Source organism: Haloferula sp. A504 (assembly GCF_044385805.1).
Classification (GTDB): Bacteria; Verrucomicrobiota; Verrucomicrobiia; order Verrucomicrobiales; family Akkermansiaceae; genus Haloferula.
The window spans coordinates 78,853-105,779 of the sequence record NZ_JBISBU010000014.1; the positions used below are offsets into that span (position 1 = coordinate 78,853).

General features: G+C 65.1%; 27 protein-coding genes and 1 tRNA gene. 13 read left to right on the plus strand and 15 right to left on the minus strand.

Annotation, left to right across the window (positions count from 1 at the left end):
- Positions 1–70: 70 nt before the first annotated feature.
- A complete protein-coding gene (locus ACG2LG_RS09205; protein WP_396258342.1) occupies positions 71–325 on the plus strand; it encodes a FitA-like ribbon-helix-helix domain-containing protein in 255 nt (84 codons plus the stop codon).
- Positions 326–628: 303 nt separating this feature from the next.
- Here the strand turns inward: ACG2LG_RS09205 and ACG2LG_RS09210 are convergent, their stop codons facing one another.
- The 7 genes from ACG2LG_RS09210 to ACG2LG_RS09240 all read right to left on the minus strand — a co-directional run bounded on the left by ACG2LG_RS09210 (position 629) and on the right by ACG2LG_RS09240 (position 5,833).
- On the minus strand, positions 629–1,477 hold the full coding sequence (locus tag ACG2LG_RS09210; protein ID WP_396258386.1) for a metal ABC transporter permease: 849 nt from the start codon (positions 1,475–1,477) through the stop codon (positions 629–631).
- 120 nt (positions 1,478–1,597) lie between these two features.
- Positions 1,598–2,368, minus strand: coding sequence for a metal ABC transporter ATP-binding protein (locus ACG2LG_RS09215; RefSeq protein WP_396258343.1), 771 nt, complete (start codon positions 2,366–2,368; stop codon positions 1,598–1,600).
- Positions 2,365–2,790: a hypothetical protein gene (locus tag ACG2LG_RS09220; protein WP_396258345.1), complete on the minus strand. Its 426-nt coding sequence runs from the start codon at positions 2,788–2,790 to the stop codon at positions 2,365–2,367. Before ACG2LG_RS09220 ends, ACG2LG_RS09215 begins: the two co-directional genes overlap by 4 nt.
- Positions 2,791–2,897: 107 nt before the next feature.
- Positions 2,898–2,972: transfer RNA gene (locus ACG2LG_RS09225), tRNA-Arg, on the minus strand.
- Between the two features lie 145 nt (positions 2,973–3,117).
- Positions 3,118–4,749: a CTP synthase gene (locus tag ACG2LG_RS09230; RefSeq protein WP_396258347.1), complete on the minus strand. Its 1,632-nt coding sequence runs from the start codon at positions 4,747–4,749 to the stop codon at positions 3,118–3,120.
- A 22-nt stretch (positions 4,750–4,771) separates the two neighbouring features.
- Positions 4,772–5,527 carry a 3-deoxy-manno-octulosonate cytidylyltransferase gene (kdsB, locus tag ACG2LG_RS09235; protein WP_396258349.1) on the minus strand — a complete coding sequence of 252 codons (756 nt, stop codon included), beginning with the start codon at positions 5,525–5,527 and terminating at the stop codon, positions 4,772–4,774.
- A gap of 69 nt (positions 5,528–5,596) precedes the next feature.
- Entirely contained in the window at positions 5,597–5,833 is a 237-nt protein-coding gene (locus ACG2LG_RS09240; RefSeq protein WP_396258350.1) for a hypothetical protein, read from the minus strand.
- Positions 5,834–6,085: 252 nt separating this feature from the next.
- Here ACG2LG_RS09240 and ACG2LG_RS09245 point away from each other — a divergent pair, with 252 nt between their 5' ends.
- Together ACG2LG_RS09245 and dnaA are read left to right on the plus strand one after the other, a co-directional pair.
- Entirely contained in the window at positions 6,086–7,723 is a 1,638-nt protein-coding gene (locus ACG2LG_RS09245; protein WP_396258352.1) for a sodium/solute symporter, read from the plus strand.
- Positions 7,724–8,090: 367 nt separating this feature from the next.
- A complete protein-coding gene (gene dnaA, locus ACG2LG_RS09250; RefSeq protein ID WP_396258353.1) occupies positions 8,091–9,515 on the plus strand; it encodes a chromosomal replication initiator protein DnaA in 1,425 nt (474 codons plus the stop codon).
- Positions 9,516–9,562: 47 nt separating this feature from the next.
- On the opposite strand, the gene ACG2LG_RS09255 is transcribed toward dnaA, so the two are convergent.
- Positions 9,563–11,116: a glucose-6-phosphate isomerase gene (locus ACG2LG_RS09255; protein ID WP_396258355.1), complete on the minus strand. Its 1,554-nt coding sequence runs from the start codon at positions 11,114–11,116 to the stop codon at positions 9,563–9,565.
- Between the two features lie 46 nt (positions 11,117–11,162).
- Entirely contained in the window at positions 11,163–11,690 is a 528-nt protein-coding gene (locus ACG2LG_RS09260) for an adenine phosphoribosyltransferase (RefSeq protein WP_396258357.1), read from the minus strand.
- 110 nt (positions 11,691–11,800) lie between these two features.
- Between ACG2LG_RS09260 and ACG2LG_RS09265 the strand changes: the two genes are divergently transcribed.
- The 3 genes from ACG2LG_RS09265 to ACG2LG_RS09275 are packed head-to-tail and all read left to right on the plus strand — an operon-like array spanning position 11,801 to position 13,697.
- A complete protein-coding gene (locus ACG2LG_RS09265; RefSeq protein ID WP_396258358.1) occupies positions 11,801–12,400 on the plus strand; it encodes an RNA polymerase sigma factor in 600 nt (199 codons plus the stop codon).
- Between the two features lie 59 nt (positions 12,401–12,459).
- Positions 12,460–12,849, plus strand: coding sequence for a hypothetical protein (locus ACG2LG_RS09270; protein ID WP_396258360.1), 390 nt, complete (start codon positions 12,460–12,462; stop codon positions 12,847–12,849).
- A 14-nt stretch (positions 12,850–12,863) separates the two neighbouring features.
- A complete protein-coding gene (locus tag ACG2LG_RS09275) occupies positions 12,864–13,697 on the plus strand; it encodes a S1C family serine protease (protein WP_396258362.1) in 834 nt (277 codons plus the stop codon).
- Positions 13,698–13,703: 6 nt separating this feature from the next.
- On the opposite strand, the gene ACG2LG_RS09280 is transcribed toward ACG2LG_RS09275, so the two are convergent.
- Positions 13,704–14,117 (minus strand): RrF2 family transcriptional regulator, encoded by a 414-nt coding sequence (locus tag ACG2LG_RS09280; RefSeq protein WP_396258364.1) that lies wholly within the window; start codon positions 14,115–14,117, stop codon positions 13,704–13,706.
- Here ACG2LG_RS09280 and cysE point away from each other — a divergent pair.
- Both cysE and ACG2LG_RS09290 read left to right on the plus strand, forming a co-directional pair.
- Positions 14,116–14,991, plus strand: a complete 876-nt coding sequence (cysE, locus tag ACG2LG_RS09285; RefSeq protein WP_396258366.1) for a serine O-acetyltransferase — start codon at positions 14,116–14,118, stop codon at positions 14,989–14,991. The two genes, ACG2LG_RS09280 and cysE, sit on opposite strands and share 2 nt — an antisense overlap.
- A gap of 44 nt (positions 14,992–15,035) precedes the next feature.
- Entirely contained in the window at positions 15,036–16,016 is a 981-nt protein-coding gene (locus ACG2LG_RS09290; RefSeq protein ID WP_396258368.1) for a hypothetical protein, read from the plus strand.
- Here the strand turns inward: ACG2LG_RS09290 and ACG2LG_RS09295 are convergent.
- Positions 16,013–16,507, minus strand: a complete 495-nt coding sequence (locus tag ACG2LG_RS09295) for a DUF5362 family protein (protein WP_396258369.1) — start codon at positions 16,505–16,507, stop codon at positions 16,013–16,015. The two genes, ACG2LG_RS09290 and ACG2LG_RS09295, sit on opposite strands and share 4 nt — an antisense overlap.
- Positions 16,508–16,629: 122 nt before the next feature.
- On the opposite strand from ACG2LG_RS09295, the gene ACG2LG_RS09300 reads away from it, so the two are divergent.
- Complete coding sequence (locus ACG2LG_RS09300) at positions 16,630–17,745, plus strand: aldo/keto reductase (protein ID WP_396258371.1); 1,116 nt, start codon at positions 16,630–16,632, stop codon at positions 17,743–17,745.
- Between the two features lie 59 nt (positions 17,746–17,804).
- On the opposite strand, the gene ACG2LG_RS09305 is transcribed toward ACG2LG_RS09300, so the two are convergent.
- The 3 genes from ACG2LG_RS09305 to ACG2LG_RS09315 all read right to left on the minus strand — a co-directional run bounded on the left by ACG2LG_RS09305 (position 17,805) and on the right by ACG2LG_RS09315 (position 21,373).
- Positions 17,805–19,271, minus strand: a complete 1,467-nt coding sequence (locus tag ACG2LG_RS09305) for a rhamnulokinase family protein (RefSeq protein ID WP_396258372.1) — start codon at positions 19,269–19,271, stop codon at positions 17,805–17,807.
- 209 nt (positions 19,272–19,480) lie between these two features.
- Positions 19,481–20,074 carry a hypothetical protein gene (locus ACG2LG_RS09310; RefSeq protein WP_396258374.1) on the minus strand — a complete coding sequence of 198 codons (594 nt, stop codon included), beginning with the start codon at positions 20,072–20,074 and terminating at the stop codon, positions 19,481–19,483.
- Positions 20,075–20,089: 15 nt separating this feature from the next.
- On the minus strand, positions 20,090–21,373 hold the full coding sequence (locus ACG2LG_RS09315; protein WP_396258375.1) for a Gfo/Idh/MocA family protein: 1,284 nt from the start codon (positions 21,371–21,373) through the stop codon (positions 20,090–20,092).
- 144 nt (positions 21,374–21,517) lie between these two features.
- On the opposite strand from ACG2LG_RS09315, the gene ACG2LG_RS09320 reads away from it, so the two are divergent.
- Positions 21,518–22,333: a TIM barrel protein gene (locus tag ACG2LG_RS09320; RefSeq protein WP_396258377.1), complete on the plus strand. Its 816-nt coding sequence runs from the start codon at positions 21,518–21,520 to the stop codon at positions 22,331–22,333.
- A gap of 336 nt (positions 22,334–22,669) precedes the next feature.
- Here ACG2LG_RS09320 and msrB read toward each other — a convergent pair whose 3' ends face one another.
- The gene (gene msrB / locus ACG2LG_RS09325; RefSeq protein ID WP_396258387.1) at positions 22,670–23,155 is read right to left on the minus strand and encodes a peptide-methionine (R)-S-oxide reductase MsrB; all 486 of its coding nucleotides are present in this window, start codon (positions 23,153–23,155) and stop codon (positions 22,670–22,672) included.
- Positions 23,156–23,362: 207 nt separating this feature from the next.
- On the opposite strand from msrB, the gene ACG2LG_RS09330 reads away from it, so the two are divergent.
- The 3 genes from ACG2LG_RS09330 to ACG2LG_RS09340 all read left to right on the plus strand — a co-directional run bounded on the left by ACG2LG_RS09330 (position 23,363) and on the right by ACG2LG_RS09340 (position 26,885).
- Positions 23,363–24,091, plus strand: a complete 729-nt coding sequence (locus ACG2LG_RS09330) for a hypothetical protein (RefSeq protein ID WP_396258378.1) — start codon at positions 23,363–23,365, stop codon at positions 24,089–24,091.
- Between the two features lie 132 nt (positions 24,092–24,223).
- On the plus strand, positions 24,224–24,652 hold the full coding sequence (locus ACG2LG_RS09335; RefSeq protein ID WP_396258380.1) for a hypothetical protein: 429 nt from the start codon (positions 24,224–24,226) through the stop codon (positions 24,650–24,652).
- A 184-nt stretch (positions 24,653–24,836) separates the two neighbouring features.
- Positions 24,837–26,885, plus strand: coding sequence for a TonB-dependent receptor (locus ACG2LG_RS09340; protein ID WP_396258382.1), 2,049 nt, complete (start codon positions 24,837–24,839; stop codon positions 26,883–26,885).
- Positions 26,886–26,927: the final 42 nt, after the last annotated feature.

The following is a 26,927-nucleotide window of genomic DNA, read 5'->3' on the forward strand; positions in this document are numbered from 1 at the left end:
GAATCCGATTTCGCAAGGCCATGCTGTCAGAATGATTGGGTTTTGATTTCGTGGAACTAGAATGGATTTCATGAAGACCATGACGATTCGGGACGTGCCGGATGAATTGCACGCGGCTTTGAAGGAGCGGGCGCGACGGAACCGGCGTAGTTTGAACCAGCAGGTGATTGAGGATTTGAGTCGATCCCAGGCTGCCGAGACCGACGAGGAGCGCCGGGTCCGCGTCGAGCGGGAAATCCGGCAAGCTGCCGCGTTGCGGGACAGGGTGAGGGTTTTTTTGAGCGCCGCGGAGATCGATGCCGCCAAGCGTGAAGGGCGGGCGTAGCCCGGAGAAGGGGGAAGGGAATCTCAAAGCGTGGGTCAAGCTGGATGCGATTCCCCAAAGGTCAGGATGGTCGGCTATTGTGCGGACCGCGACGACGAGGTCGTGCTGGCGGAAGCCAATGCGAGCAATCTGAGTTTCTACGATGCGGCCTACGTGGCACGAGCGAGATCGCTCGGCGTTTGGCTCTACACAAGGGATCACGAAATCTTGAGAAACTGTCCGGATGTGGCCCGCCCGATTTCGGGGGTGTGAGGGGTATCGACCTGCACCGACGGAAGGGCCGATTCTATAATCGGCGGTCCATCACGCCCGCCTGGCGGCGAGGAGGCCGTAGCGGGGGCTGAAGATCCAGGCGAGGAGGAAGAAGCCACCGAGGACCATGACAATGGTGGGACCGGTGCTGAGGTCGAAGGCGGCGGACAGCAGGACCCCCCCGACGGCACCGCCCGCACCGAGCAGACCGCCGCCCCAGAAGAGCAGCGAGGTGCGGTCGGTGAGCAGCGAGATGGTGGCGGCCGGGGCGACCAGCAGGCCGACCGAGAGCACGCAGCCGACGGCCTGGAGCGAGGCCACGAGCGACAGCGCCAGCAGGGCGAAAAGCAGGTACTGCATTAGCCGTACCGGCACGCCCTGGGCGGCCGCCACATTGGGCTCGAAGAGCGTGAGCAGCATCGGGCGCATCAGGAGGTTGACCGTGAGCAGGGTCAGCGAGCCGATGCCGAACATGGTCCAGAGGTCGCCGTTGCCGACCGCCAGGATTTCTCCGAAGAGCCAGTGCTCGAGCTCCTGCCGGGTGTCCAGATGGGGCAGCACGGCCACCCCGGCGGCGAAGGCCGTGGTGTAGATGACGGCCAGCGCCGTTCCCTGGGCGACGCGTTTGCCCCGCGATACGACGACCGACCCGAGTCCGACGAAAAGCGCGGCGAAAAGTGCGCCGAGGAAGGCACTGAGCTGGGTGAGGGCACCCGCGACCACGATGCCGAGCGCGATGCCGGGAAGCATGGTGTGGGAGAGCGCACTGACCGAAAGCGCGTGCTTCCTGAGCACGACAAAGCCGCTGAAAAAGCCGTTGGAAAAGCCGATCAGCAGGGCCGCGGCCAGCGCGCGCTGGAAAAAGGGGTTATGGAGAAGATCGTTGATGGAGGATGGGATGGTTTGGCGGCGAGTAGGGTTCTGGGATGAGGAAAAAGAAAAGGTGGGAGAGGGTTGAGGCGGGGGCTTGGGCTTTCTATCAGGGGCGAAACAGATGTGGCGGGGTGAGGCGTGCCGATTTCATGGTCGGCGCTCCTTTCCCGTCGGGACGCCGAAGGTTTGGTCGAGAAGGGCGGGGGTGAGAACGTCGGCGACCGGGCCGAAACGGACCTGCCGGGTGGCCAGCAGCAGCGCCTCGTCGAAGAGCTCGGGGGCGCTGCGCAGGTCGTGATGGGAGGCGATCACCAGCCGGCCTTCGTGGGACAGCCGCGAGAGGAGTTCACCGAGCTGGGCGGCCGCCCGTCGGTCGAGGCCGGTGAAAGGCTCGTCGAGAAGCAGCACATGGGCTTCCTGGGCGATGGCGCGGGCGAGGAAGACCCGTTGTTGTTGGCCACCCGAGAGTTCGCGGATCTGTCGGTGCTGGAGTTCGCCGAGTTCGAGGGCCTCGATGGCCCGTTCCACGGCGTCCCGGTCGGTTGGCTTGAAGCGTCCCCACCATCCGGTCTGCGGATAACGCCCCATTTCGACCAGGCCGCGGACGGTGATCGGAAACGACCAGTCGACCTCCTCGCGCTGGGGAAGGTAGGCGAATTCCCGGGACCATTTTCTCACGGCGGTGCCGCGCCAGCGGATCGAACCGCCGGACCGCGGGACCAGCCCGGCGATGGCCTTGATCAGGGTGGTCTTGCCGGCCCCGTTCGGACCGATGAGGGCCACGCGGTTGCCGCAGGAGGTGGCGAAGCCGGCCCGGTCGAGGGCGAGGTGCCTGCGGTAGGTCACGCACAGATCTTCGACCACCAACTCGTGGTGGTGGTCGTGGTGCTCGCAGCAGTCGTGGTGGATTTCGCTCAAGGGTGAAGATGGAGTTCCCAAACGTCATCGATCGCCCCGAGTCCGTCGAAGGTCCGCGTCTTGGTTGCTTGCCCGGGAGGCTCGAGCGTGAGCTTGGCAAAGCGCGGCACGGAATCGTCCCCGGCGTCCCACAGGATCGAGACGAAGAGGGTGGGGTGGTCGTCGGAAAGCTTGATCGAACCGTGGGCCGTGGTGCCCTCCGGCCGGAGTTTGAGAATTTCGCCCGCACTCTCGAGAATGACTTCGGAGGGAGGGGCGGAGAAGGTGAGGAAGAACGGGGCGCTGGACGCGGCGCCGGCGACGGGCGCCGGCGGTTGGACGGGCGCCGACACCGGATCGACGGCGATTTTCCGGATGCCAAAGGCCGCTGCAAGGAGGGCCAGCAGTACGACGATGGTTCGGATCAGGGGCGAGCCGCGCATGTTCAGAGGGAGGCCGGCCTGCAGCCTCGGACCCAATCAAAAGCCCCAAGCCTGCAAATGCAAGAGATTTGCAGAAGCGACCTGCCAGCCGAAGGCTTGTCGACGGCTGGCGGACCCGGCAGGAATCGAACCTGCATCTGCGGCTTCGGAGGCCGCCATTCTATCCGTTGAAATACGGGTCCTTTGCGGGGGCGGAGTCGTAGGGAAAAGCGGAAATGCTGAAAAGCTGAAAAGCTGAAATCTTCCACGCGAAGGAAACCGGAGGGAGAGTGAGGCTGGGACCGTGTGGGACAACCTCGGTGCTTTCCCTCGGGTTTCCCACCGGACTCAATCCTTGCGCGGCGGATGGGCCTGCGAGTGCTTGAGCGCCGCCTCGATGAAGCCGGAGAAGAGCGGGTGGGCCTTGTTCGGCTTGGACTGGAACTCCGGGTGGAACTGCGCGGCGAGGAAGAACGGGTGCTCGGGGATCTCGATGATCTCGACCAGGCCCTCGGCGGCGGACACCGACGAGATCACGAGTCCGGCTTCCTGGAGCCGGTCCTGGAAGTCGGAGTTGAACTCGTAGCGGTGACGGTGGCGTTCGTGGATGCGATCCGCGCCGTCGTAGAGATCCGAGGCCCGGGTTCCGGCGAAAAGGATGCTCTCGCAGGAGCCCAGGCGCATCGTCGCCCCCATGTCCTCGACGCCCTTCTGTTCCTCCTGCAGGCAGATCACGGGATACTTCGTGTTCTTGTCGAACTCGGTCGAGTTGGCGTTGCGCAGCTTGCAGACGTTGCGGGCGAACTCGATGGTGGCGATCTGCATGCCGAGGCAGATGCCGAAGAAGGGGATGCCCTCCTCGCGGGCATACTTGGCAGCGAGAATCTTGCCCTCGATGCCCCGGTCCCCGAAGCCGCCGGGCACCAGCAGGCCGTCGACGTCACCGACGACCGACTTGGCGCCATGCTGCTCGATGGCCTCGGCTTCGAGTCGGACGATCGCGACCTTGGTGTCGTGTTTCGCACCGGCGTGGATCAGCGACTCGTAGATGGATTTGTAGGCGTCCTGAAGCTCGATGTATTTCCCCACGACCGCGATGGTCACGCGGTTCTTCGGGTGGATGACCTTGTCGACGAAGGCCTCCCAATCCTCGAGGTCGGGGGATGGGGTGTGGCCGAGACCGATGCGGTCGACGACCAGGCGGTCGATCTTGTCGCGCCGCAGGTCGAGCGGGCACTCGTAGATGGTGTGGGCGACGTCGCGGAAGGCCACGACGTTCTTGTGCTCGACGTTGCAGAACATCGCGATCTTGCGGCGGTTGTCCTCGTCGAGGTCCGCCTCGGTGCGGCAGATGATGATGTCGGGCTGGATGCCGATTTCGCGCAGTTTGGCGACCGATTGCTGGGTCGGCTTGGTCTTCACCTCGCCGGCGGCCTTGATGAAGGGCAGCAGGGTGACGTGGATGAAGCAGACGTTCTCCTTCCCCACCTCCAGGGCAAACTGCCGTAGGGCCTCGAGGAAGAGCAGTCCCTCCATGTCGCCGACCGTGCCGCCGATCTCGGTGATCAGGACATCGACGTCCTGGTTGTCGTTCTTCACCTGATGCAGGCGTGATTTGATCTCGTCGGTGACGTGCGGGATGAACTGGACGGTCTTGCCCAGGTAGTCGCCCTTGCGCTCCTTCCGGATCACGGAGTCGAAGACCTGTCCCGAGGTGAGGTTGTTCATCTGGGAAAGGACGCCCGAGGTGAAGCGCTCGTAGTGGCCGAGGTCGAGGTCCGTTTCGGCGCCATCGTCGAGCACATAGACCTCGCCGTGCTGGAAGGGCGACATCGTTCCCGGGTCGACGTTCAGGTAGGGGTCGAACTTCTGCATCAGCACCTTCAGTCCGCGGTGCTCGAGGAGGGTGCCGATGGCGGCGGCGGCGAGGCCCTTGCCGAGGGACGAGACGACGCCGCCGGTGACGAAGATGTATTTCATGGGAGTGCCGAGTAAGCGGTGATCAGTGAGCGGTGGTGGAGAGAAGAAGTTCGACTTCGCGGGCCTGTTCGGGCGTGTCGACCCCGGGGGAGGTGTCGTCGGTGACGAGAACCCGGATTGAGGCACCGTTTTCGAGGGCGCGGAGTTGTTCGAGCGACTCGGCCTGCTCGAGCGGCGAGGGCGGCCAGGTGACGAAGCGTTCGAGGAATGGGCGGGTGTAGGCGTAGATGCCCTTGTGGCGGTACACCGCCAGTCCCTCCACCGCATTGCGGAAATAGGGAAGGGGAGAGCGGGAGAAGTAGAGGGCGCGGCCGGTCAGGGTGGTCACGACCTTGACCACATTGGGGTCGGCGACCGCCGGGTCGTCGGGGCCGATGGGGTTGGCCGCCGTGGCCATGTCGAGGCCCGGATCGTCGATCATGGCCTGGGCCAGCTCATCGATCAGTGCCGGATCGATCAGAGGCTCGTCGCCCTGGATGTTGAGAATGTGGGTGGAGGCCGGAATCGCGCGAACGGCCTCGGCCAGGCGGTCGGTGCCGGTCGGGTGGTGCGGCGAGGTCATCACGGCATGCGCTCCGAAGGCTTCGGCGACCTTCAGGATGCGGTCGTCGTCGGTGGCGATGACGAGTTCATCGAGCTTTCCGCATTGGCGGCAGCGTTCCCAGACGTGCTGGATGAGCGGCTTGCCGGCGATCGGATGAAGGGGCTTTCCGGGGAAGCGGCTGGACCCCCAGCGGGCTGGGAGGATGCCGGTGATGTGGTTGCCGCCGGAACTCACGAGAAAAGCGCTGGCCGCAGCCTAAGGGCCAGCGCATGGCAGGCGCAAGCGCCCCGTGACGAATCCGACTTATTTCGTGTCAGCGGCGGCGGCTTCGACAAAGGCGAGCGCCTTGTCGTACGAGCAACCGGTGAGGAAATGCTCGAGTCGGGCGGGAAGCGTGCCGCGGTGCTGGTCGTGCCATGCGGCGATGTCTTCGGAGACCTGACGCAGGGCATCGAGGTGGGCGGCGGCATCGCGATCCCGCCAGGCGTGATCGGCGATGATCTCGAGCCGGCGGCGGAGCAGGTCGGCGAGGTCGTGCATGCGGCGAGGCTGCGCATCGGAGATCCCAGTGAGAAGTTCCAAGTGCCAAAGCCCGAAGTTCCCAGTGAAAAGTTCCAAGTGCCAGAGCCCGAAGTTCCAAGTGAAAAGTTCCAAGTGCCAAAGCATGACCCCGTGAGCCCGTGAGCCCGTGAGCCCGTTAACCCATGAACCCATGAACCCATGAACCCATGAACCCATGAACCCATCAATTCGGGCGTGGACGGGGGTGGGGGCCATTCCCTAGCGTGCGCCATGCTGATCGGAGCGATTGAGACGCACTTCACCGTGGTGGATTGGCTGGTGCTTTTCGGCTACCTGGCCCTCTGCACCTGGATCGGGCACCGGATGAGCGGAGCCCAGGCCACGATCCGCGATTTCTTTCTCGGCGGCCGTTCCCTGCCCTGGCCGGCCGTCAGCGGCTCGATCATCGCCACCGAGATCAGCGGGGTGACCTTCATCGGGGTGCCGGGGACCTTGTTCGCGCTGAACGGCGACTTCACCTACCTGCAGTGGGCGATCGGCTCGATCCTCGCCCGCTTCCTGGTGGCGAAATACCTGGTGCCCCTCTACTACGAGCAGGAAATCTACAGCCCCTACGACTACATGGGGCGTCGGCTGGGTCGGGCGGCCAAGCAGCTCGCGACGGTGCTCTTCACCCTCGGCAGCATTCTCGGCCAGAGCGTGCGGGTGCTGGTCGCCGCGATTCCGCTGCAGGTGGTGACCGGGCTGGAAATCCACTGGAGCATCCTGATCATCGGGATGTTCGCCATCGGATGGACGCTGATGGGAGGGATGCGGACGGTGATCTGGACCGATGTGATGCAGTTCCTGTTGTTCACCGTCGGCGGGGTGATCGCGCTGGTCTGGATTTGTGCCAGCCTGAACGGCGGCTGGGGAGAGTTCTGGGAAATCGCCTCGGGTTTCGGCCGCACCCGGACCTTCGACTTCACCTTCGGATTCGAGGCTGAGCTCCAGTTCACCTTCTGGGTCGCGATTCTCGCGGTGCCCTTCCAGAACCTGACCGCCTTCGGGGTCGACCAGCTCAATGCCCAGCGGATGTTCTGCTGTCGCGACGCCAAGCAGGCCGGCAAGGCGTTGATCTTCTCCTGTTTCGGCCAGGTCCTGACGCTGCTGATGCTGCTCGTCGGCGCGGCGCTCTTCGTTCACTACCATGTGGATCCCTTCACCGAGGCCGAGGCGGCGCTGGTCGAGGCCGGAACCGCGACGGTGGGCGAGAGCAACGTGCTGCAGCCCGGAAAGCCCGACTACGTGTTCCCGATGTGGATCACGACGGTGCTGCCGGTGGGTCTCAGCGGGCTGATCCTGGCGGGCGTGTTCGCGGCGTCGATCTCCAGTCTCGACTCGATCCTGGCGGCGCTGAGCCAGACCACGCTCTCGATGTTCTACCACCCCGAGGACCGCAGCGACGAGGAGCTGGAGACGATGAATCTAGTGTGGAAGTCGAGGATGCTGGTCATTGGTTGGGGTATCATCCTGACCGGTTTCACCTGGCTGCTGAACATTGCCCGCGAGGGCATTCCGATTCTGCCGCTGGCCTTCGGGATGACGACCTACACCATGGGCCCGCTGCTGGCCCTGATGGGCTGCGCGATTCTGGGCCGTGGAAGCATTCGCGGTCTGGCGGTCGGGGCGGCGGTGTCCTTCGTGCTGGTCGCGCTCTGCCGGCCCGACCTGTGGGTCCTGCTGGCGAAGGCGAACGTCTCCCTGGAATGGCTGGGGGTGTTCGGTACCTTTGATGCCGAGGCGCTTGCAGAGGGAGTCGTCAAACCCCTCTGGAGCTACGTCTGGGCCTGGCCGGTCACCGCGCTCATCACCTTCCTGGCCGGCTACCTGCCCGCGAGGGCCAGGGTTGGGTCGGCCGCGTCGTGAACTTTTGTGCCGGTCGCGGGAGGAGCCGAACCCGGAGCCGTGAATGTGACGGAATCGAAACCCTTGGCGTGTGCGTGAAAATATTTCGCAAGCGCCACAGGATCAAAGCGTGGAAACATCCTGGAAGCAGTGGTTGCGGGTGAATTGGTTCAGCGAATTTAACGAAATCCAAGGTCAAGATTTTAAAAATCGATGGGCGTGGAACCCTTGAAAATTCGTTGCGGAACGAGCGAATTGTTAGAGTGGGATTCTAAGGAGTTTTCGAAACCACGCCGGGTCGCTTTTCTGTTGGGGAAGCGCACGTCCGATCGGGGGTCGGAACGGGGAGCGCGATCGGGAAACCCTTAGTGATTGAGATTGGAAAAAGATGGAACGGGAGGAGGCGACGGCAGGGTTGGACTACGGGAACAATCGGGCCAGGGAGGAAGAGGTTTGGAGCAAGGTGTGCGAGCACCTGCGTGGCTTGGTAAGCGGCGATGCCTACGACCGATGGTTCCGGGCATCGCGATTGAGCGCGGTCAATGACCGTCACGTCGAGGTCTCGGTGCCGAATGAGATCCATCAGGTCTGGATCGAGACCAACTATTTGAACGAGCTGACGGCGGCGGTCCGGAATGTGATTCCGGAGATTGCACAGGTGCGGCTGGAGGTTCATGATGGTCAGCCCGGCAACGGAGCGGAGGTGGCCATGGAAAAGGATGCGGACAACTGGTTCGAGGCGAGCGAGCCGATTTCGGATGAGGCGGAGGCTCTCGACCGGCGCCTGAAGCGGGTCGGCCTGAATCCCTCCTTCGGCTTCGAATCTTTCGTGGTGGGCGTCAACAGCCAGTTCGCTCACGCGGCCTGCGAGGCGGTGGCCCTGGGCAGGGGGACCGGCTACAACCCGCTCTTCATTCACGGCGGGCCCGGTCTCGGGAAGACCCACCTGATGCAGGCGATCGGCCAGGAGTGGTTGAGACGGAATCCCCGGGCGAAAATCGTCTACCTGACCTGTGAACGGTTCATCAACGAGTTCATCGATGTCGTTCGCACCGGCGGGCTCGAGAAATTCCGCCGGCGCTATCGGACGGCGGACCTGATGCTGATCGACGACGTCCAGTTTCTCAGCGGCAAGGAGCGGTCCCAGGAAGAGTTCTTCCACACCTTCAACACCCTGCTCGACGGGCGGGGGCAGGTGGTGCTCACCAGCGACCGCCCGGCCTCCGAGATCCAGAGCCTGGAGCCGCGGCTGGTGTCGCGCTTCGAGTGCGGCCTGACGGTCGAACTCCAGCCTCCGGGGTTCGAAACCCGGCTGGCGATCCTCCAGCACAAGGTCAGGGAGTGGAAACTGCAGCTCGACGAAGGCATCGTGCGGATGCTGGCCGAAAGGATCCGCACCAACGTCCGCCGGCTCGAGGGCGGCTTGATGCGGGTGGGAACCTATTCCTCGCTCGCCGGCGAGAGGGTCACGCCCGACAAGGTCGAGCACCTGCTGCGCGACCTTTTCCGCGAGGAAAACGGCAAGCAGGTCTCGATCGATGCCATCCAGCGGATGGTGGCCGAGCGGTTCGACATGCGTCTGGCGGACATGGCCAGCCGTCGCCGCCCGGCGAGCATCGCGGGCCCGCGTCAGATTGCGATGTATCTGAGCCGGCGGCTCACCAAGTCGTCGCTGATGGAAATCGGCGAGGCCTTCGGTGGCCGCGACCACGGAACGGTGATCCACGCCGTCCGCAAGGTCACCGAGCGGATCGAAACCGACATCGAAATCCGCAGTCAGGTGGCCCAGATCGAGGCGGAACTGCGCCGTTGACGGGGAGGGCGGGGCACCACCCCGCGGCTCCGCTCACAGGGACCCGCTCACAGTGAGAAGGTGTCGTGCTTCGGCTCCTTGCCGAGGGAAATCTGGGCGTCGCCGTTGGCGGCCAGGTGGCTCAGGCAGTGGTAGACGTCCTCGGTGTCGGCATCGATCTCGTAGGCGATCTCGGCCGCCGTTTTCGGATCCCCGGTCACCCGGCTGCCGACCGCGTGCAGGGTTTCCAGGAAGGCGGCGGCGGCCTTCTTGCCGGCCTCGACGCCCGGTTGGTGGTAGGCGTTGATATTGACCAGCGAGGCGTAGAAGGAAACGGCCCGCTCGAAGAGGGCGATCAGGGCGCCGACCTGGAAGGGGGTCACCTCGGGGATCGAGATGGTGATCGAGGGGCGGCCGGACTCGTGCAGGGCCTTGCGGGTGCCACGCAGGAAGCCCTGCAGGAAGTCGGCCGAGGTGCTACCGGGCTCGACTTCGATCGTGTCGCCGTCGCGCCCCTTGCGGACCTCGATGAAGGTGGCAAAGAAGTTGGCGACGCCGTCGCGAAGTTGCTGGACGTAGGCGTGCTGGTCGGTCGAACCCTTGTTGCCATAGACGGCGATGCCCTGGTTGACCACCCGGCCGTCGAGATCCTTCTCCTTGCCCAGCGACTCCATGACGAGCTGTTGCAAGTACTTCGAGAAGAGCACCAGCGAGTCCTTGTAGGGGAGGACGACCATGTCCTTCTCGCCGCGTCCGTTGCCGGCGACGTGCCAGCACAGGGCGAGGCGCATGGCGGCATTTGTCCGCGCATCGGTGCGGCGGGTCTGCTCGTCCATCGCCGCGGCGCCGGCGAGAAAGGAATCGATGTCGAGACCCTGAAGGGCGGCGGGCACGAGGCCGACCGTGGACATGACCGAGGTCCGTCCCCCGACCCAGTCCTCCATGGGGAAGCGGGCGATGAAGCCGTGTTCGTCGGCGAACTGGTGGAGCTTGGATCCCTCGCCCGTGATCGCCACGGCGTGCTTGCCGAAGTCCAGTCCGGCCGCGTCGTAGGCGGCCTTGGCCTCGACCATGCCGTTTCGCGTCTCGGGGGTTCCTCCCGATTTTGAAATGACGAGCACCAGGGTCGAGGCCAGTCCCTTGCGACCGATCGAGGCCAGCGTCCGGTCGATGCCGGCGGGGTCGGTGTTGTCGAAGAACAGGATGGGCATTTTTGCCTGCGCACCGAGTGCGTCGTCGACGAACTGGGGGCCGAGCGCGGAGCCGCCGATGCCGATCAGCAGGATTTGCCGGAACGCGCCGCCGGACGGGGGGGCGATGTTCCCGGTGTGGACGTGTTCGGCGAAGTCCTTGAGCGCGCGCAGGGGGCGGGTGATGGCGTTGCGGATCTCCTCGCTGGGAGCCAGCGAGGGATTGCGAAGCCAGTAGTGGCCGACCATCCGGTTTTCGTCCGGGTTGGCGATCGCTCCCGATTCCAGGGCCTTCATGTCATTGAAGGCGCGGGCGATATCGGGGGTGAGTGCGTCGAGGGCTTCCTCGCCGACCTCCAGCAACGAAGTGTCGAGCGAGAAGCCGAATTCCGGATAGCGGAGCAGCGAGGCGGAGTAGTGGTCGAAGGACATGGCAGGGTGGATGTCGAATGCTGAATCTTTGAATGACGCAACCGGGCTAGTGGTAGGAGATGATGGACTCGATGCGGTGATTGCCGAGCTTTTCGCGGCCGCCGAGGCCGGTCAGCTCGATCAGGAAGGTGGCGGCGATCAGGTCGGCCCGCAGGCCGTCGAGAAGTTTCACCGCGGCCGAGGCGGTCCCGCCGGTGGCGAGCAGGTCATCGACCAGCAGCACTTTTTCACCGGGCTGGATCGCGTCCTCGTGGATCTCGACGGCCGCTTCGCCGTATTCGAGCGTGTAGGAAAGGCCGCGGGTGGTCCACGGCAGCTTGCCTTCCTTGCGGACCGGAACGAAGCCCGCGCCGATGCGGTCGGCCACCGCTGCGGCGAAAATGAACCCTCGGGCGTCGATGCCGACCACCTTGTCGATCTTCACCGTGCCGGCCGTCTCGCAGATCATGCTGATCGAGTGCTGGAACAGCTCGGCATCGGCCAGGACCGGGGTGATGTCGCGGAAGATGATGCCGGGTTTCGGGAAATCGGGAATGTCGCGGATGGCGGAACGGATGAGTTCGGCGGTGGGCATGGCGGGAGGCTGGAGGAATCGCGCCCGCGGGCCAAGTCCGGATCGCTTTCCTTGCTGACAGAAGGCCCGCTGCGTGTAGCCTCGGGGCGTTCACCCCTTACAGCCCGTTCATGCCGGATGACACCCCCAGGCCGGATGCGGACGCCGATCTTGTTCAGCGCGCCCGCGAGGGGGATACCCGTGCCTTCGACCAGCTGATTCTCAAGTACGGGGACAAGCTCTACGGGCTGGTGTACAACATGACCTCCAACAAGGAGGACACCCACGACGTCCTCCAGGACGTCTTCGCCCGGGCCTACCAGTCGCTGCCGAAATTCAAGGGCAAGTCCACCTTCTACACCTGGATCTACCAGATCGCGGTGAACATGACGCTCAACTTCCTCAAGAAGCGCAAACGGAGGAGCGGGCTCAGCCTCAACGACATGGATTCAGCGGTGCAGCAGGACCCCGCACTGGTGGAAACCGGCTGGGAATCCGACCCCGAGCGCCACACCAACGTCAACGAGCTGCAGAAAAGATTGAACGAAGCCATGCAACGCCTGTCAGAACCCCACAGAACGGTGGTGACACTGTTCGACGTTCAGGGTCTGCCACACGGCGAAATCGCCGGGATCCTGAGGGTCTCGGTCGGCACCGTCCGGTCGAGACTCCACTACGCCCATCAACAGCTCCAAACCTACCTGCAAGACTTCTGGGAACAGCGTTTTTAAAAAAAGATCTTGCATTTAGGTGAATATTTTAGATTCTTTAACCATCCGACGCCGTGAACATGACTGACCAACAGCTCGGGAACCTGCTTTCGCTCAAGCGCCACGAGAAGCCGCCTGAGGGAACGATGGAGGATCTCCTGCGGGAATTCCACCTGCGCCGCCGCGAGGAAGCGGTTCAGCAGGGGAGTCGCCTGACGCTGTGGCAGCGATTCAATGAATGGCTCGCCGACCCGGGCTGGGCGAAGTGGGCTTGCGGTGCCGGAGTGGCCTACGCCGCCGTCATGGTGATGGTTCTCTCGATGCCCCGTGGGCAGCAAATCGAGCAACCCGCCCTGCAGCCGGTCAATCATCCGGTGACGGTGCCCGCAGAGGACACCACTCCAAGCCAGCTCGGCGAACTGGACCTCCGCCCGACTTCCGAAGGGAAGCTGGGCGAGCAGGAGTTCTGACCGACCCTGCCCCGATGTCCCCCCTCGGGAAGCGGAGACCGCTCGGTCTCGGACTGGCTTTGCTGATCACTCAGGCATCGGCGGCTCCCGGCTTGAGTTCGAGTTTTGGTTCCAATCAGGCCGAAGCGGCGGCCTTTGTCGTCGCCGGTGGCCGCGAGGTGGTGACGCTCGGCGTGGCGGGCAAGGACCTGCAACAGGCCCGGTTGCTGGGCGCCACTGCCGCGATGGACGGCAGCGTGGTGGATCCTGTTTCCCGTCTGGTCGTCTTTCGAGCCCGGGGAAATCTCGGATCGGGCTTGCCGCTGGCTGCCGTGGCGCCTGCCGGCGGGGTCTTGAAGGATGCCGGCGGCAGGGGAAACTATCAGATCCGTGACCGGGTGGAGCGGGTGGGCGGACGCTACCTGCCCTTCACGCTGTTGCGCCTGACGACGAATGGTCCGCCGCCGAGGCCTGGAACGCCGCTCTTGGACGCGGGCGGGCGGGTGGTGGCGCTGGCCCACCAGCCTGCGGGAAAGGGGCTTTTCTACGCGCTGCCGGTCGAGGTGGTGCGGCGGGTGCTGGATGACTCGCGCGACGGCCGCGTTTCAAAGGCCTGGATCGGGCTCGTCCTCAATCCCGAGAGTGGCAGCACGAAGGTGGAGCGTGTGGTCGCCGGCTCGCCGGCGGCGGAGGCAGGCCTGAGGGCGGGGGACGTGCTGACGGAGATCGGCGGCCGGCGTCTGGCCGACTACGGGGATGCGGTGAATGCCTTTTTCCTCCTGCAGCCGGAAAGAGCGGTCCGGGTCAAGGTCCGGCGCGGATCGGCGGAGGTGATGCTCGAACTGGTGCCCCGTTCGGCGGAATCCTGAGCCGGGTCAGATGTAGTACATCGGCGCGTCGCCCCGGGCGATCAGGTGCTTGAGCGGAATGCCCGCCAATTGCTCCCGGGTGGCGCCGGCGATGCCCTGCCACGCACGCCGGACGCCCTCGCCGGATTCGCCGTCGCCGCGGGTCGAGTTGGTCAGCAGCGAGGGATCCACCGCCTCCACGATGTCGAGCAGGCTGACGGTTTCGGGTTCCCGGGCGAGCAGGTAGCCGCCGGCCTTGCCGCGCTTGCTCTCGATCAGGCCGCCCCGGCGGAGGTCGTTGAGGATCTGCACCAGAAACGAGGAGGACACGGCTTCCCGTTGCGCGAGTTCGTCGAGACGTGTAAGGGTGCGCTCAGGATGGCGGCGCGCGAGCTGCGCCATGGCCCGGCACGCATACTCAAGTTTCTGGGAGATTCGCATGGATTCAGATCAGCAGAACGGCACGACCACCGGAGAAGACGCTCCGGTGAGAATCTGCCGTGCTCCACAGGTGGATGTCGAGGCTGTGTGGCAGTCGATTCGAGATCGGGCGTCCGCCATCCACGAGGAGGAGCACGGGCTGCGTGTGCTGATCGAGGATGTGATTCTCAAGCAGTCGTCCCTGGGACAGGCCGCCGGCGTCCGGCTGGCGCGGAAGCTGGCCCGCGAGGACATGACCCGCGAGGAACTCAATCCACTGCTCACGGGGATCCTCGCCGAGGATGAAACCTTGGTCGCCAGCATGGCGCGCGACATCTGCGCGATCGTCGAGCGCGATCCGGCCTGTGATTCGCCGCTCCAGCCGCTGCTCTTTTTCAAGGGCTTCATGGCGATCTCGACCTACCGCATCTCGCATCACCTCTGGCAGCGGGACCGGATCGAGCTGGCGCTGTATTTCCAGAGCCTCGCCAGCGAGGTGTTCGCGGTGGACATCCATCCGGCGGCGAGGATCGGGTGCGGCATCCTGCTCGACCACGCCACCAGCTTCGTGGTGGGCGAGACGGCGATCATCGAGGACGATGTGTCCATCCTCCACGAGGTGACCCTCGGCGGTACCGGCAAACAGACCGGGGCCCGCCATCCGGTGGTTCGTTCCGGGGTGCTGCTTGGCGCTGGATCCAAGATTCTCGGACGGGTGGAAATCGGGGAAGGGGCGAAGGTCGGAGCGGGCAGCGTGGTGCTCACGGATGTGCCGCCCCATTCCACCGTGGCCGGGGTGCCCGCGCAGCTCGTGGGTGAGGCGGCGGAGGATGCTCCGGCTCTCGAAATGGACCAGCGCCTGATCTGTCGGAATGCTGCGGGCGGCCCCGGATGAGGACTGGTCAGGCGCGTCCGGCCTTGGTTTAATCGTGTCACTCGATGAGAGCCTTGCCCGTCTTCGCCCTGTCCCTGGCCTCCCTGCTGCTCGGCGGATGTGACAAGGTGGGCGAACTGCTGGGCAAGGGGGAGATTGCCAAACTGGCGCCGACAACCCCACAGCCCGGAGGCGAGGTCGATCCGGCTTTGGCGGCTCAAGTGCAACGCCATGAAGACGGAGTGAGCTTCCGTCGCGACCTCGATTTTCCCGGGACGGTGACCGGGCGGCTTCGCGTCTCGCGTGATCACGACGGGGTCCGCGTGGTCGAAAAATCGGAGCTGGGATCGGAGAATACCCGCTGGGACCACATTCTGGAAACCGAGGTCGTCTACGACAAGTATCCGGGTCGGTTCACGATCACCTTGGAGAAGGCGGGGCGGCGGATCCTTCCCGACCAGGAGGAAAATGCAGCGGTGCCGGCCGGGGCCTCGGATCTCGAGGGTGAGTCGCTGGGATTTGTCCTCACCGAGGACGGATGGAGCGTCGATGGGAGTGCCTCGGGAGAGTTCCGCAAGGTGAACTGGGCACAATCGATGAACACTGCGATTCCGCGGCTGCTGGTGGAAACCGGTGCCCACCCGCGGGCGCAGTGGTTTTCCTCGTCGCGGCGATGGAAGCCGGGCGACCGGGTGGTCCTCACCGGCAGCGCCATCCGGATGATTCAAGCAGCCGACGTGAGCGGGCGGATCGAGCTTGTCTTTGAAGGTGAGGAGGCCGTCGGAGGCCATCCATGCGGCGTGTTTTCCGTGACCGGCGACCTTTCGGTGCGCTCCGAGGTCGACTTCCTGGGCAAGGAGCGGGACGCGGAGATCTCGATCAGCGAGGGCAGGATCTGGGCGTCCTTGCTGCATCCCGTGCTGATGCGGGAGGAGTATCAGACGGTCCAGACCATCACCGCCGGCAGCGGTGGAGGGCTTTCCACCCGTCTACAGGGGGCGATCAAGGTCGTGAAGTCCCGTTCGTGGGAGCCCCAGAAGGACTAGGGGGCGGGTGACGGCAACAGCATCGCGCTGCCGGCGGCGGCGGCGAAGATCAAGATCATGAAGACGATGTAGAGGGCGATTCCGACACAGATGAGGATGCCTGCGAGCTTCCAGAAGGAACGCTGGGCTTCGAGGGCGGATTCGAGGTCGGTCACCGAGTTGCTTCCGATGAATGAGGCGATCTGCGACCCGTAGCGCCAGAGCTTGAGCGAAGGGAAGAAGTAGAAGCCCGCGATCACGAGGTAGGCGACACCCATCAGGGCAAGCGGCGCCATGCCCATCGCTCCCATCCCGGGGCTGTCGCCCGTTGTCGCCATGAACCCGCCGGCAATCATCATTCCGACACCGGCCAGCAGCATCAGACCGGTGATGATGAAACCGATGATCGAGCAGAACTGCACCCAGGGCTTGGTGCCGGCAAGCGCTTGGATGAGCGTCGGGGTCATGACGTTGCCTTCGCTGCGGGAGATCGGATCGACACCGGAGCTCATGTAAGGATTCTCCATGACCGCGAGCTTGTCCGGCGGTTGTCGGGTGGACAAGTCCGCGTTTCCTTCGGGTCCTCGGGGTTCCCGCCGTTGACCAGCGGGCCTTGCGGCCCTATTTCCCCGGCATGGATCTGACCACCACGGCTTACGGCACCTGGAGCGGCGGGCGCTTCATGCATTTCGGCGAAACGCTGAGCGAGGAACGCTACATCGAGTGCATCCGCCTCGCCTACGAGGCCGGCTTCCGGACCTTCATCACCGCGGATGTCTACGGCAACGGCAAGGCGGATGAGTTGATCGGGCAGGCTCTCGAGGGCGTCAATCGCGAGAGCTACTGTCTCGTCGGCACGCTGGGCCATGATTTCTACGAGGGCCAACGCCAGGGGAATCGCGGCTATCCGCGTTTCACCGATCCCGAACTGCGCGGCCCGGAGGGCTACAAGTCATACCTCCGAATGGCCTGCGAGAAGTCCCTGGAACGCTGCGGGACCAATCGCTTCGACCTCGTGATGCTGCACAACCCGGACGAGCTCGGCTACACCAGCGAGGCGGTCTGGCAGGCGATGGCCGGACTCAAGGAGGAGGGCCTGGCGGATCGCCTGGGAATCGCCCCGGGGCCGGCGAATGGATTCACGCTCGATCTGGTGCATTGCCTTGAGCAATTCGGCGACATGATCGACTGGGCGATGCTGATCCTCAATCCGCTCGAGCCGTGGCCGGTGGGGCTGGCATTGCCGGCATGTGACAAGCACGACGTGAAGGTGCTGACGCGCGTGGTCGACTTCGGCGGACTTTTCTTTGGCGACATGCAGGCGGGGCATGAGTTCAAGCCCGGCGATCACCGGGCCTACCGTCCCGAGGGCTGGGTCGAGCATGGTCTCGAGAAGATCGAGAAGATGCGCCCGATCGCCGAGCGGCACGGGCTTTCCATGGTCCAGTTCGCCGCGATCTGGAACCTCAGCCAGAAGCCGGTGGAGAGCGTGGTTCCGACCTTCATCCAGGAGACCAGTGAGCAGGCCCGGCCCATCGAGGAGCGGATTCGTGAACTGGCGGTCCTGCCCGAGGTCCGGCTTTCGACCGAGGAGATTGAGGAGGTCAAGGCGATCGGCGACAACACCGGCTGCATGATGCTCAAGGGTGCGAGCAAGCGTCACGAGGTCAGCGAGCGGCCGGACGAGTGGCCGATGCGCGAGGAGCTTCTTGAACTCGCCGGCCGCTACGGGCTGGGAGACGAGTGGTAGCGGGCAGCGGAGGTACGTGGTTCCCCTTCAGGGGGTCGAGCTTCGAGCGAGGAAACGCTTCAAAGCAGCGCCTCGAACCGCTCAGCCGCCGTGTCCCATGCCCCGGTGTCCCGCGGCGAGTAGCTGGCGAAGTCGAAGGAGTCGCGGATCAGCCGGCGACCCGCGGGCAGGTCGGACAGATGGCCGGTGGCCATCATCTGGACGATCAGGTTGCCGCAGGAGGTGGCTTCGACCGGACCGGCGAGAATCTCGACGCCGCAGGCATCGGCCGTGGCCTGGACCAGCGAGGTGTTCTGGATGCCGCCGCCGCCGACGCTGAGCCGGTTGAAGTCCCTGCCGGAGAGCTGGCGGAAGGCCTCGAGGGTGACACGGTATTTCAGCGCCAGCGACTCGGTCGCGACGCGCAGCACCTGGCCCTTCGATTCCGGCACCGGCTGGCCGGTGCGCCGGCAGAATTCGCGGATGCGTGCGGGCATGTCGCCGGGTGCGGCGAAATCGGCGTGATCCGGATCGATGAAGGCGGTGAAGGCATCGGCCTCGTCGGCGAGCCGGGTCATTTCCCCGTAGCTGAGTTCTTCACCCTCGATCTGCCATTGGCGTCGGCATTCCTGGATGATCCAGAGTCCCGAGATGTTCTTGAGGAAACGCACGGTGCCGTCGACGCCGAGCTCGTTGCAGCAGCGGGCGGCGAAGGATTCCGGCGTGCGGATCGGCTCGCGGGTCTCGAGGCCCATGATCGACCACGTGCCGGACGACAACCACGGCTGGTTCTCCCCCTCGAGCGGGATGCCGGCGACGGCCGCTGCCGTGTCGTGACAGGCGGAGGCGACGACGGGGACCTCGCCGAGCCCCGTGACGCGCCGGACTTCGTCGCGCAGCGATCCCAGCACCGTGCCCGGGGGCACGATCTCGCCGAAGATGCCCTTCGGCAACCCGAGGGCCTCGATCACTTCCCACGCCCAATCGCCGGTGGCCGGATCGACGAGCTGGGAGGTCGAGGCGATGGTCCGCTCGACCGCCTTCCTGCCCGAAAGCCAGTAGCCGAGGAGATCCGGAATGAAGAGCAACTGATCGGCGTGTTGGAGGGCGGGGGAATCACGCTGTTTCTCGGCGAGGAGCTGCAGCGAGGAGTTGTAGAAATTGGTGGTGATGCCCGTGTGGCGGTAGATCTCCGCCTCGGGCATCAATTCGTGCATGACCTCGGGCATGCCCTCGTGGCGGGGGTCGCGGTACTGGTGGACCATGCCGAGCAGGCGGCCCTGGCCATCGAGCAGACCGAAGTCGACGCCCCAGGTGTCGATCCCGATCGCGACGACCTGATCGCCGTAGCGTTCACCGGCGATGCGCAGCCCCTCCTGAATCTCGCGGAAGAGTCCGACAATGTTCCAGAACGAACCGCCGGGAAGATCGGTGCCGGGATTGTCGAAACGATGAACCTCCTCAAGCTTGAGGGTCTTCGAGTCGGAGAGACCGGCAATCACGCGGCCGGAGCCGGCGCCGAGGTCGATGGAGAGAAAGACATTCATGGGCGGGGCTGATTTCAAGGGTCTCGCCTGCCGAGTTCAATCCTTATCCGGGCGAGGGAGGGACCGCCGGTTATGAAACCGGCATCGTCAGCTCACCCATCCTCCTCGTGGCCCGGCAGCGTGGCACTGCATCTCGACGGCCGCTTCCCACTCACCTCACAGGAATGCCGGTTTCATAATCGGCGCTCCGCCGCGCCGATCCGCGGTTCCTACAGGCGCTTGGCGGCGTCGTGAATGGGACCGTCGGGGAAGGCGTCTGCCAGGAAATCGAGGAGCTCTTCTGCGTCCGCCGCCTTGCCGTCGGATCTGAGGCGCTCAACTGCCATCAGCGACGCGTGCCCAACTGCTGTCCGATGTGAATCGAAGCTTCGAGAGATGAGCGATTTCAGAACGACGACTGCAGGTTCGCTCGCAATCATGCCGAGGGAGGAGACTGCAGCATCCCCGACCGCAAGATCATCGCCGCTGGTGAACTTCTCGGAGAAGGTCAGAAGGACTCCCACCGCCTTGCCCTCCCGCCGGACCCCCAGCGAGTTCACCGCGCCGGCCAGCAGCCGGCCTTTCAGTTTCGGCAGCGCGTCGATGAGCGCCTGGGACGCGGATGCATCCTCGATCGCCTCCAGCCCGCTGCGGGCGTAGTCGGAGAGTATCTCGTCATTGAGCATGGCGGCGAGAGGGGCGACGGACTTCGGTCCGGCGACATAGACGAGCTTGTGGCAGGCCACGGCCTTCTCGTGGGGCGGGGCGTCGGATTTGAGAATCGCGAGTTGCGACTCTTCGCTAAGAACGTGTTTGGAACTCATGGGTCAAAAAGGGTTTCAGACGTGCCAGGGAGCGCGGCGGGCGCGGCTGCACATGCGGTTGGCCTCGTCGTCGTCGAGGAAGACCTCCTTCTCCGGGTCGAAGCGGACCTTGCGTCCGACGCGCCAGGCGATGGAAGCGGCGTGAGAGACGATGTGCCCGCGGCGGGTGATTTCTCCATTCGCGGCCGGCTGCTTGCGGGATTTGACGCAGTCGAGGAAATCGCGGACGTGCTTGGTCGGATCGGTGCCGGCCAGGCCCCCCGCCGGGAAACCCTCGGCCAGCGCGTCGTCGCTGGTGGCGATCTTGCCGGAGTCGGCGGCCTCGATCCATCCCTTGTCGCCCTCGAAGCGGACCGGGCAGGTGCCGGGCACATTCCAGCCGCCCTCGCCCTTGAAGCCGGAGAGGCGCATGATGAGCTTGATGCCGCTGGCATAGGTGGCGTGGACCGTCGTGTCGTCCTTCGCCTCGTACTCGACCGGCACGGTGTCGTCGGCGTCGGCCGCCCACTGGCAGAGGTCGATGGTGTGGGCGCCCCACTCCGGCAGCGCGGCACCGCCGTGGAAATCGTAGTATCCGCGCCAGCGGCCCTGCACGTATCGCTTGTTGAAGGGACGCCATGGCGAGGGACCGAGCCAGCGGTTCCAATCGCACACCGAGGGATCCGGCTCCGGTTCCTCGGGCAGCCAATCGAAGCTCTCACCCAGTTTCAGGATCCCGGCGTGGACTTCGGTGATCTTTCCGAGCTTGCCGCTGTTGGCGAGCTGGCAGGCGAAGCGGAAGTTGTCGACGTTGCGGCGCTGGGTACCGGCCTGGAAAACCCGGTCGTAGCGCTGGATCGCATCGGCGAGCTCCTGGGTTTCACGAATCGTCAGACTGCACGGCTTCTCGCAGTAGATGTCCTTGCCGGCCTTGGCCGCCATGATCGAGGCCAGCGCATGCCAGTGATCGCCGGTGCAGATCAGCACCGAGTCGATGTCGTCGCGCGCCAGCAGCTCGTTCATGTCGTTGTACTTCGCGCAGTCCTCGGTGCCATACTTGCGCATGGCCATGCGGCGGACGGTTTCGCGGCGGTCCTCCTGAACATCGGCGATGGCGACAAACTGGACGTCCTTTTCCCGCAGGAAGCACGACAGCACCTGGCGCCCGCGGGGCCCGATGCCGATGGCGCCGAGGACGATGCGGTTGCTCGGCGCGACGTGTCCATCGCGGCCGAGGGCCGAGGCGGGGATGAAAGTGGGCACACCCACCGCCAGGGCGGTGGTCTTGATGAAGTTGCGGCGACTGCTGGTGAGCGACATGGATTCAGGGCGAGGTGCGTCAACTCTACGTCTGGCCGCCGCCGGATTCTTCACCGAAGGCGGATGATCTTTGAAGGTGGCCCGGACGGCAAGTTTGAGGCTTTCGGACGTGCGCTCGGCCCGGCGCCGGGTTTGGCTTGAGCCATGGCAGAGACGATCGAGAAGCCTGGACGCACGCCGCACACCCCCGTCGCCGTGAACATCGAGATGTGGTTCGAGGGAGACTTCGTCGAGCGGATCGAGCAGGCGGCCGAACTCGGCTTTCCGGCGATCGAGTTGTGGACCTGGCGCGACAAGGATCTGGCGGGCGGAGCCGAGGCCCTCAACAGGCACGGCATGACCGCCACGCAGTTCACCGCGTGGGGCTTCGGGCAGGAGATCAACCATCCCGATTTTCCGGTCGAGAGCTTCGTCGAGGAAATCGAGGCAGCCTGTCACGCGGCTCCCCGGCTTCCGGGCTGCGACCGCTTCTGCATCGTCGCGGGCGACGACATCAAGGGTCTGACCAAGGCCGAGATGCACGCCTCGGTGGTCGAGAAACTCAAGGCCGTGGTGCCCCTGCTCGAGCAGCATGGCCTGACGGCCATCGTCGAGCCGATGAACCCCTATAACCATCCGGCTCATTGCCTCTACGGCAGCGAGGACGGCATCGCGATCTGCGAGGCGGTCGGCTCGCGGCAGGTGAAGCTGAACTGGGACCTGTTCCACATGCAGCGGTTCGAGGGCAACCTGATCGACGGGCTGGAAAAGGGCCGTGACTGGATCGGCTACGTGCAGTTCGCCGATTCACCCGGCCGCCACGAGCCGGGCACCGGCGAGGTGAACTACTCGGAAGTGTTTCGCAAGGTGCGCGAGATCGGCTACGCGCTGCCCCTCGGTGCCGAGTGCCTGCCGGAAGGCGGGAATCCCCGGCGGGCGGCGGAGCGGTTGCATCGGGTGGATGCCGCGTCGGCAGGCTGATCGCGACAAGCCGGAATGGGGAGAGCGGCTTTTCAAGCCGCTGACGGTTCGCCCAAGGCACCCAAGTTGAAGCGGCTTCCAAAGCAGTTCTCCACAGAAAAGCGCGGGCTGGATCCCCCCAGGATTCTCAGCCCGCGCCTTCTGATTGGTCCGACCTTGTGAAACTGTCCGGAAGCGCTCCCCCCGGAATCGCATCTCGGATTTTGGAGTCCAGCCAGGACCGGAATGGATTTTGCAGAAGGCTATGGAGAGGTCCGGCGAGTCACCACGCAGATCCTCTGATAGACCATCCCTTAATGATCGGGATTCCCGGGTCTTGGAGGGGCGACCCGCCGCCTACTCTCCGTTTTTCGGTTCCTTTGCCGCCTTGTTTTCAGGCTTTTCACCTTCGGGCACGAACTTCAGCGCGACGCCGTTGATGCAGTAGCGCTTGTCGGTCGGGGTGTCGAAGCCCTCGCCGGTGAAGACGTGACCCAGGTGGCCGTCGCAGACGGCGCAAAGGACCTCGGTCCGGGCGTAGCCGATCTTGTAGTCGGTGGAAGTCTTCACGTTCTTGGCGTTGGCCGGGTCGTAGAAGGATGGCCAGCCGCAGCCGGAGTCGAATTTCTCCTTCGAGGAGAAGAGCTCGGCATCGCAGCCGCCGCAGTAGTAGGTGCCGGCCCCCTGCTTCTTGAACTCCTTGTAGATGGGACCGTTGGCCCGCTCGGTGCCGGCTTCGCGGAGGACGTGATACTGCTCGGGGGTCAGTTCCTTGCGCCACTCGGCGTCGGTCTTCTTCACAGGCTGGGTCGGTTGCTCGGGGGCTTTGTCGGCGGTTTCCATCTTCTTGTTGGTGCTGTCATCCGCACAGGCGCAGAGGCTCAGGGCAGCCAGAACGGTGATGATTTTCATGCGGCCAATCTAGGGTGGGTCGAAGGGGGTGCAAGTGAAGCCTTTCGTTGAACCTGCGGCTTGCCACGAGAGACCGCGAAGGCTTTGCTTCGGGAAGTGCAGGCGTTCGATTCGATTCCCGTGATCTGGTTTGGGGTGATGCTGATTGTCCTCTTGTCGGTCATCATCGAGCTTGGATTCCGGGCCGGGCGCTGGCTGTCCGGCCGGGCGGGGGAGAAGGGCCTGAGCAAGCACCCCATGGAAGCGGCGGTGACCACGGCGCTGCTCGGCCTGATGGCCTTCATGCTGGGGTTTTCCTTCTCAATGGCGACCAAGCGCTACTCGGAGCGACGGGCGCTCATCCTCGAGGATCACAACACCGCCGGCACCCTGATGCTGCGCGCCGATCTACTGCCCGCCGGGGAGCGGGCGACCGCCAAGTCGTTGATCGAGGAATACGTGCGGATCCGGAAGGAAGTGGTGGACCGCCGGAGTCTGGAAGGCATCGAGGAGGTCATCACGCGCTGCGAGGCGATCCAGGGGCAGCTCTGGGAGCAGGCCGTGACGCTGCGCCGTGAGACCGGTGATACGGCGCTCAACCTCTACCTCGCGACGCTGAACGACCTGATCGACACCGATGCCAAGCGGCGGGCGGTCGCCTTCTCGAACCGCTTTCCGAACGCCCTGTGGGGCACGCTGTTTTTCCTCCTGACGATCGCCACGGTGATGCTCGGGATCAACTCCGGCCTGCACGGCCGCCGAAGTCGGCTGGCCAGCTCCGCCCTCATCGTGGCCTTCTCGCTGGTGGTCGTCCTGATCATCGATCTCGACCGCCCGGTCACCGAACTGGTGCAGCAGAGAAGGTCCCTGATGCCCTCCGACAACTGAATGGGCGTGGGTCGGGCCGGCGGGGCGCCATCCACCGCCCGGCCTCCGGACATTGCGCCGATTTTCTGATTATGGGGGCACCGGCAAAGTCGGCATTGCGCGGGCGGGTGAACAGGGCTACCACCCCGGGTCGTGCTGCGCCGGTTCCAACACGGTCGATGGCGTCACCTGCTGGTGGCGTTGGGCGGAGTGCATCTGATCGGTGGACCTCTGGTGGTACTGCAGTTGCTGGCATGGGCCGGGATGCTGATCAGCTACTCGGCGGAAGACGGGTTGGCCCGCGGATTGCAGGACACCTTCAGCGGCGAACGCCCGTGCGCCCTGTGCCAGTGCATCGAGGAAATGGAGCAGCAGGAGCCGGCGCCGGCTCTGCCGACCGGCGATGAACAGCGCCGGCTGGCCGAAAGCCTCGGTCAAAGCCTGCGCATCCACGAACTCGTTGATGTGCCGCTGCCGGATGGTCGCGACCAGGCCCGGGCATGGAGCCGGTGGGGCAGTGTTCGCTGCCCGGAGCCCCGCGGGGGACTTCCCGAGGTGCCGCCTCCGCGCGAGCCGGGTTGAGCTCCGGGAATCGGACTTTTCGATCGGGAACCCGCATCGGCCGGCTACTGCGTCGGCCGGGTCGGCAGGCACCCCCGGTCGTGGGCTGATCCCTTGGATTCGGGCCTTTCCGAACCGGAGCGCTCTTGCGCCCGTCCATTTCTCCCTATTTCCCGTTTTCACAATCTAACAGATTCTTTCAACCATGTATCTTTCAAGTTCCAAAATCCTTTCAATTCTGGCGGCGTCGGCCGCCACCATCACCGCGGTCGGGGCCCAGACCCCCGACGGAAACCTCGATCCCCTGGTGGTCGAGGGTATCGCGGAAAACTCCAAGTGGGCCAGTGATGGCCGCAAAATCCCCGGCACCGGACCCGGCGCGGCCGACGGCGGTGACCTTCTCCGGGGAATGCCCGGTGTCGCGATCATGCGCAACGGGCCGCAGACCGGTCTCGCCCAGATCCGCGGACTCGGTGGCGACCGCGTCCGCGTCAAGGTCGACGACCGCACCATCACGCCGGCCTGCCCGAACCACATGGACCCGCCGCTGCACTATGCCCACGTGGCCTCCGGCGATCTCGTCGAGCTTTTCGCCGGGATCTCTCCGGTGAGTGCCGGGGGCGACTCGATCGCCGGCACGATCCGCATCTACCGCCCCGAACCCGAGTTTGCCGCGGCGGGTGCCAGCTTGCTCGGCGGCGAGCTGGGGACTTCTTTCCGCGGCGACCGGGATGCCTGGTTTGCCGAGGCCCGCCTCTTCGGCGCGACCGATCGGCTGCGCGGCGAATACCGGGGCAGCTGGATGGACGCGGGGAACCTGCGCTTTCCGGGCGGCACGGTGAGAGCCAGCGGCTTCGAGACCCAGCGCCACACCTGGATCGGATCGTGGCGGACCGACGGCGGATTCATCTCGGTGGACACGGGCTTCTCCCGCAGTCGCGACGTTGGGACTCCTGCCCTGCCGATGGACATGGTGCGCGATGATTCGTGGCATTTCGGGCTGCATCAGCTCGAGCGCTTCGCCTGGGGCAGCTGGGAGACGCGGGTCTATTTCCACGATGTCGACCACCTGATGGACAACTTCAGCCTCCGTCCCGCACCGATGCGGATGCAGGCGCCGGCGGCGAGCCGGGACTACGGGATCTCCAGTAGTATCGAGACCGGGCTGGCCGACGGGGTGCTCCGGACGGGACTCGACCTGCACCGGGCGGAGTTCGAGGCCGAGCAGGTCAATGCCGCCGGGCTCCGTCGCGACACCTTCCGCAACAACCGGCGGGAGCGCTTCGGGCTCTTCGGCGAGTGGGAGCGGGAGTGGTCCGACGAATGGGAGTCGCTGTTCGGCCTGCGGACCGACTACGTGCAGACCCGGGCCGGGGCCGTGCGCAACCAGTTCGGGCCTCCCCCGGTGGCCGCGGACCAGGCGGCCTTCAACGCCGGGAAGCGGACCCACTCCGACCTGCTGGTGGATGTGATGGCCGCCCTGCGCTGGCAGTTCCGCGACGACACGCGGCTCGAGCTGGCGGCTGGCCTCAAGAACCGGGCACCGTCACTCGTCGAGCGCTACCTGTGGACACCCGCGAATGCCAGCGCCGGCCTCGCGGACGGGCGCACCTACCTCGGCAACACCGCGCTCGATCCGGAGAGCGCCTTGCACGTCGCGCTCGGCTTGCACCACAGGCAGCAGCGGTGGGGCGCATCGTTCACGCCCTTCTACCAAAGTGTCTCGGATTACATCGAGGGCCGGCCGATCGCCCGTCTCGATGGTCAGGGACGCCCCGTGCTGCAGTTCCAAAACATCGACCGGGCCGAGCTCTACGGGGCGGAGCTTGAATTCGATGCCGCACTGCACGAGCGGCTCACGCTGCGGGCGAACGCGAGCTGGGTGCGGGGACGCGATGCGTCCACCGGCAACCCGCTCTACCGCATCGCCCCGCTGCGGGGATTGGCGGCGCTCGATTACGCGCATGCGGGCTGGGAGGCCTCCTTCGAGTGCGAATGGGCCGACGCGCAGAACCAGGTTTCGAGGATCCAGAACGAGCCGACCACGCCCGGGTATGCGGTGTTCCACCTCCGGGCGGCCCGGGAGTTCGCCAGCGGCGTCAGGATCGAGGCCGGGGTCGAGAACCTCTTCGACAAACGCTATGCCGACCACCTTGGCGGGATCAACCGCGTGGCGGGCAGCGATGTCGGGGTGGGGCAGCGGATCCCCAACGCGGGAAGATTCGGCTACGCCTCGGTGCGCTGGAGCTTCTGACCCGGAGTGGGTCTGCGCCGGAGTTTGGCGGCTCTCCTGTCA

Bases quoted from the DNA above. Each gene is read 5' to 3' on its own strand.
- ACG2LG_RS09255 (WP_396258355.1), bottom strand. From the start codon at position 11,116: ATGTCCTTCGACCACTACTCCGCCTCGCTGCTCCGCTATCCGGAATTC.
- dnaA (WP_396258353.1), top strand. From the start codon at position 8,091: ATGGAACGGGAGGAGGCGACGGCAGGGTTGGACTACGGGAACAATCGG.
- cysE (WP_396258366.1), top strand. From the start codon at position 14,116: ATGGATTCAGATCAGCAGAACGGCACGACCACCGGAGAAGACGCTCCG.
- ACG2LG_RS09305 (WP_396258372.1), bottom strand. From the start codon at position 19,271: ATGAATGTCTTTCTCTCCATCGACCTCGGCGCCGGCTCCGGCCGCGTG.
- ACG2LG_RS09330 (WP_396258378.1), top strand. From the start codon at position 23,363: ATGCTGATTGTCCTCTTGTCGGTCATCATCGAGCTTGGATTCCGGGCC.
- ACG2LG_RS09340 (WP_396258382.1), top strand. From the start codon at position 24,837: ATGTATCTTTCAAGTTCCAAAATCCTTTCAATTCTGGCGGCGTCGGCC.
- ACG2LG_RS09230 (WP_396258347.1), bottom strand. From the start codon at position 4,749: ATGAAATACATCTTCGTCACCGGCGGCGTCGTCTCGTCCCTCGGCAAG.
- msrB (WP_396258387.1), bottom strand. From the start codon at position 23,155: ATGGAAACCGCCGACAAAGCCCCCGAGCAACCGACCCAGCCTGTGAAG.
- ACG2LG_RS09275 (WP_396258362.1), top strand. From the start codon at position 12,864: ATGTCCCCCCTCGGGAAGCGGAGACCGCTCGGTCTCGGACTGGCTTTG.
- ACG2LG_RS09280 (WP_396258364.1), bottom strand. From the start codon at position 14,117: ATGCGAATCTCCCAGAAACTTGAGTATGCGTGCCGGGCCATGGCGCAG.
- ACG2LG_RS09310 (WP_396258374.1), bottom strand. From the start codon at position 20,074: ATGAGTTCCAAACACGTTCTTAGCGAAGAGTCGCAACTCGCGATTCTC.
- ACG2LG_RS09300 (WP_396258371.1), top strand. From the start codon at position 16,630: ATGGATCTGACCACCACGGCTTACGGCACCTGGAGCGGCGGGCGCTTC.
- ACG2LG_RS09320 (WP_396258377.1), top strand. From the start codon at position 21,518: ATGGCAGAGACGATCGAGAAGCCTGGACGCACGCCGCACACCCCCGTC.
- ACG2LG_RS09205 (WP_396258342.1), top strand. From the start codon at position 71: ATGAAGACCATGACGATTCGGGACGTGCCGGATGAATTGCACGCGGCT.
- ACG2LG_RS09260 (WP_396258357.1), bottom strand. From the start codon at position 11,690: ATGCCCACCGCCGAACTCATCCGTTCCGCCATCCGCGACATTCCCGAT.
- ACG2LG_RS09245 (WP_396258352.1), top strand. From the start codon at position 6,086: ATGCTGATCGGAGCGATTGAGACGCACTTCACCGTGGTGGATTGGCTG.
- ACG2LG_RS09315 (WP_396258375.1), bottom strand. From the start codon at position 21,373: ATGTCGCTCACCAGCAGTCGCCGCAACTTCATCAAGACCACCGCCCTG.
- ACG2LG_RS09295 (WP_396258369.1), bottom strand. From the start codon at position 16,507: ATGAGCTCCGGTGTCGATCCGATCTCCCGCAGCGAAGGCAACGTCATG.
- ACG2LG_RS09240 (WP_396258350.1), bottom strand. From the start codon at position 5,833: ATGCACGACCTCGCCGACCTGCTCCGCCGCCGGCTCGAGATCATCGCC.
- ACG2LG_RS09270 (WP_396258360.1), top strand. From the start codon at position 12,460: ATGACTGACCAACAGCTCGGGAACCTGCTTTCGCTCAAGCGCCACGAG.
- ACG2LG_RS09220 (WP_396258345.1), bottom strand. From the start codon at position 2,790: ATGCGCGGCTCGCCCCTGATCCGAACCATCGTCGTACTGCTGGCCCTC.
- ACG2LG_RS09290 (WP_396258368.1), top strand. From the start codon at position 15,036: ATGAGAGCCTTGCCCGTCTTCGCCCTGTCCCTGGCCTCCCTGCTGCTC.
- ACG2LG_RS09265 (WP_396258358.1), top strand. From the start codon at position 11,801: ATGCCGGATGACACCCCCAGGCCGGATGCGGACGCCGATCTTGTTCAG.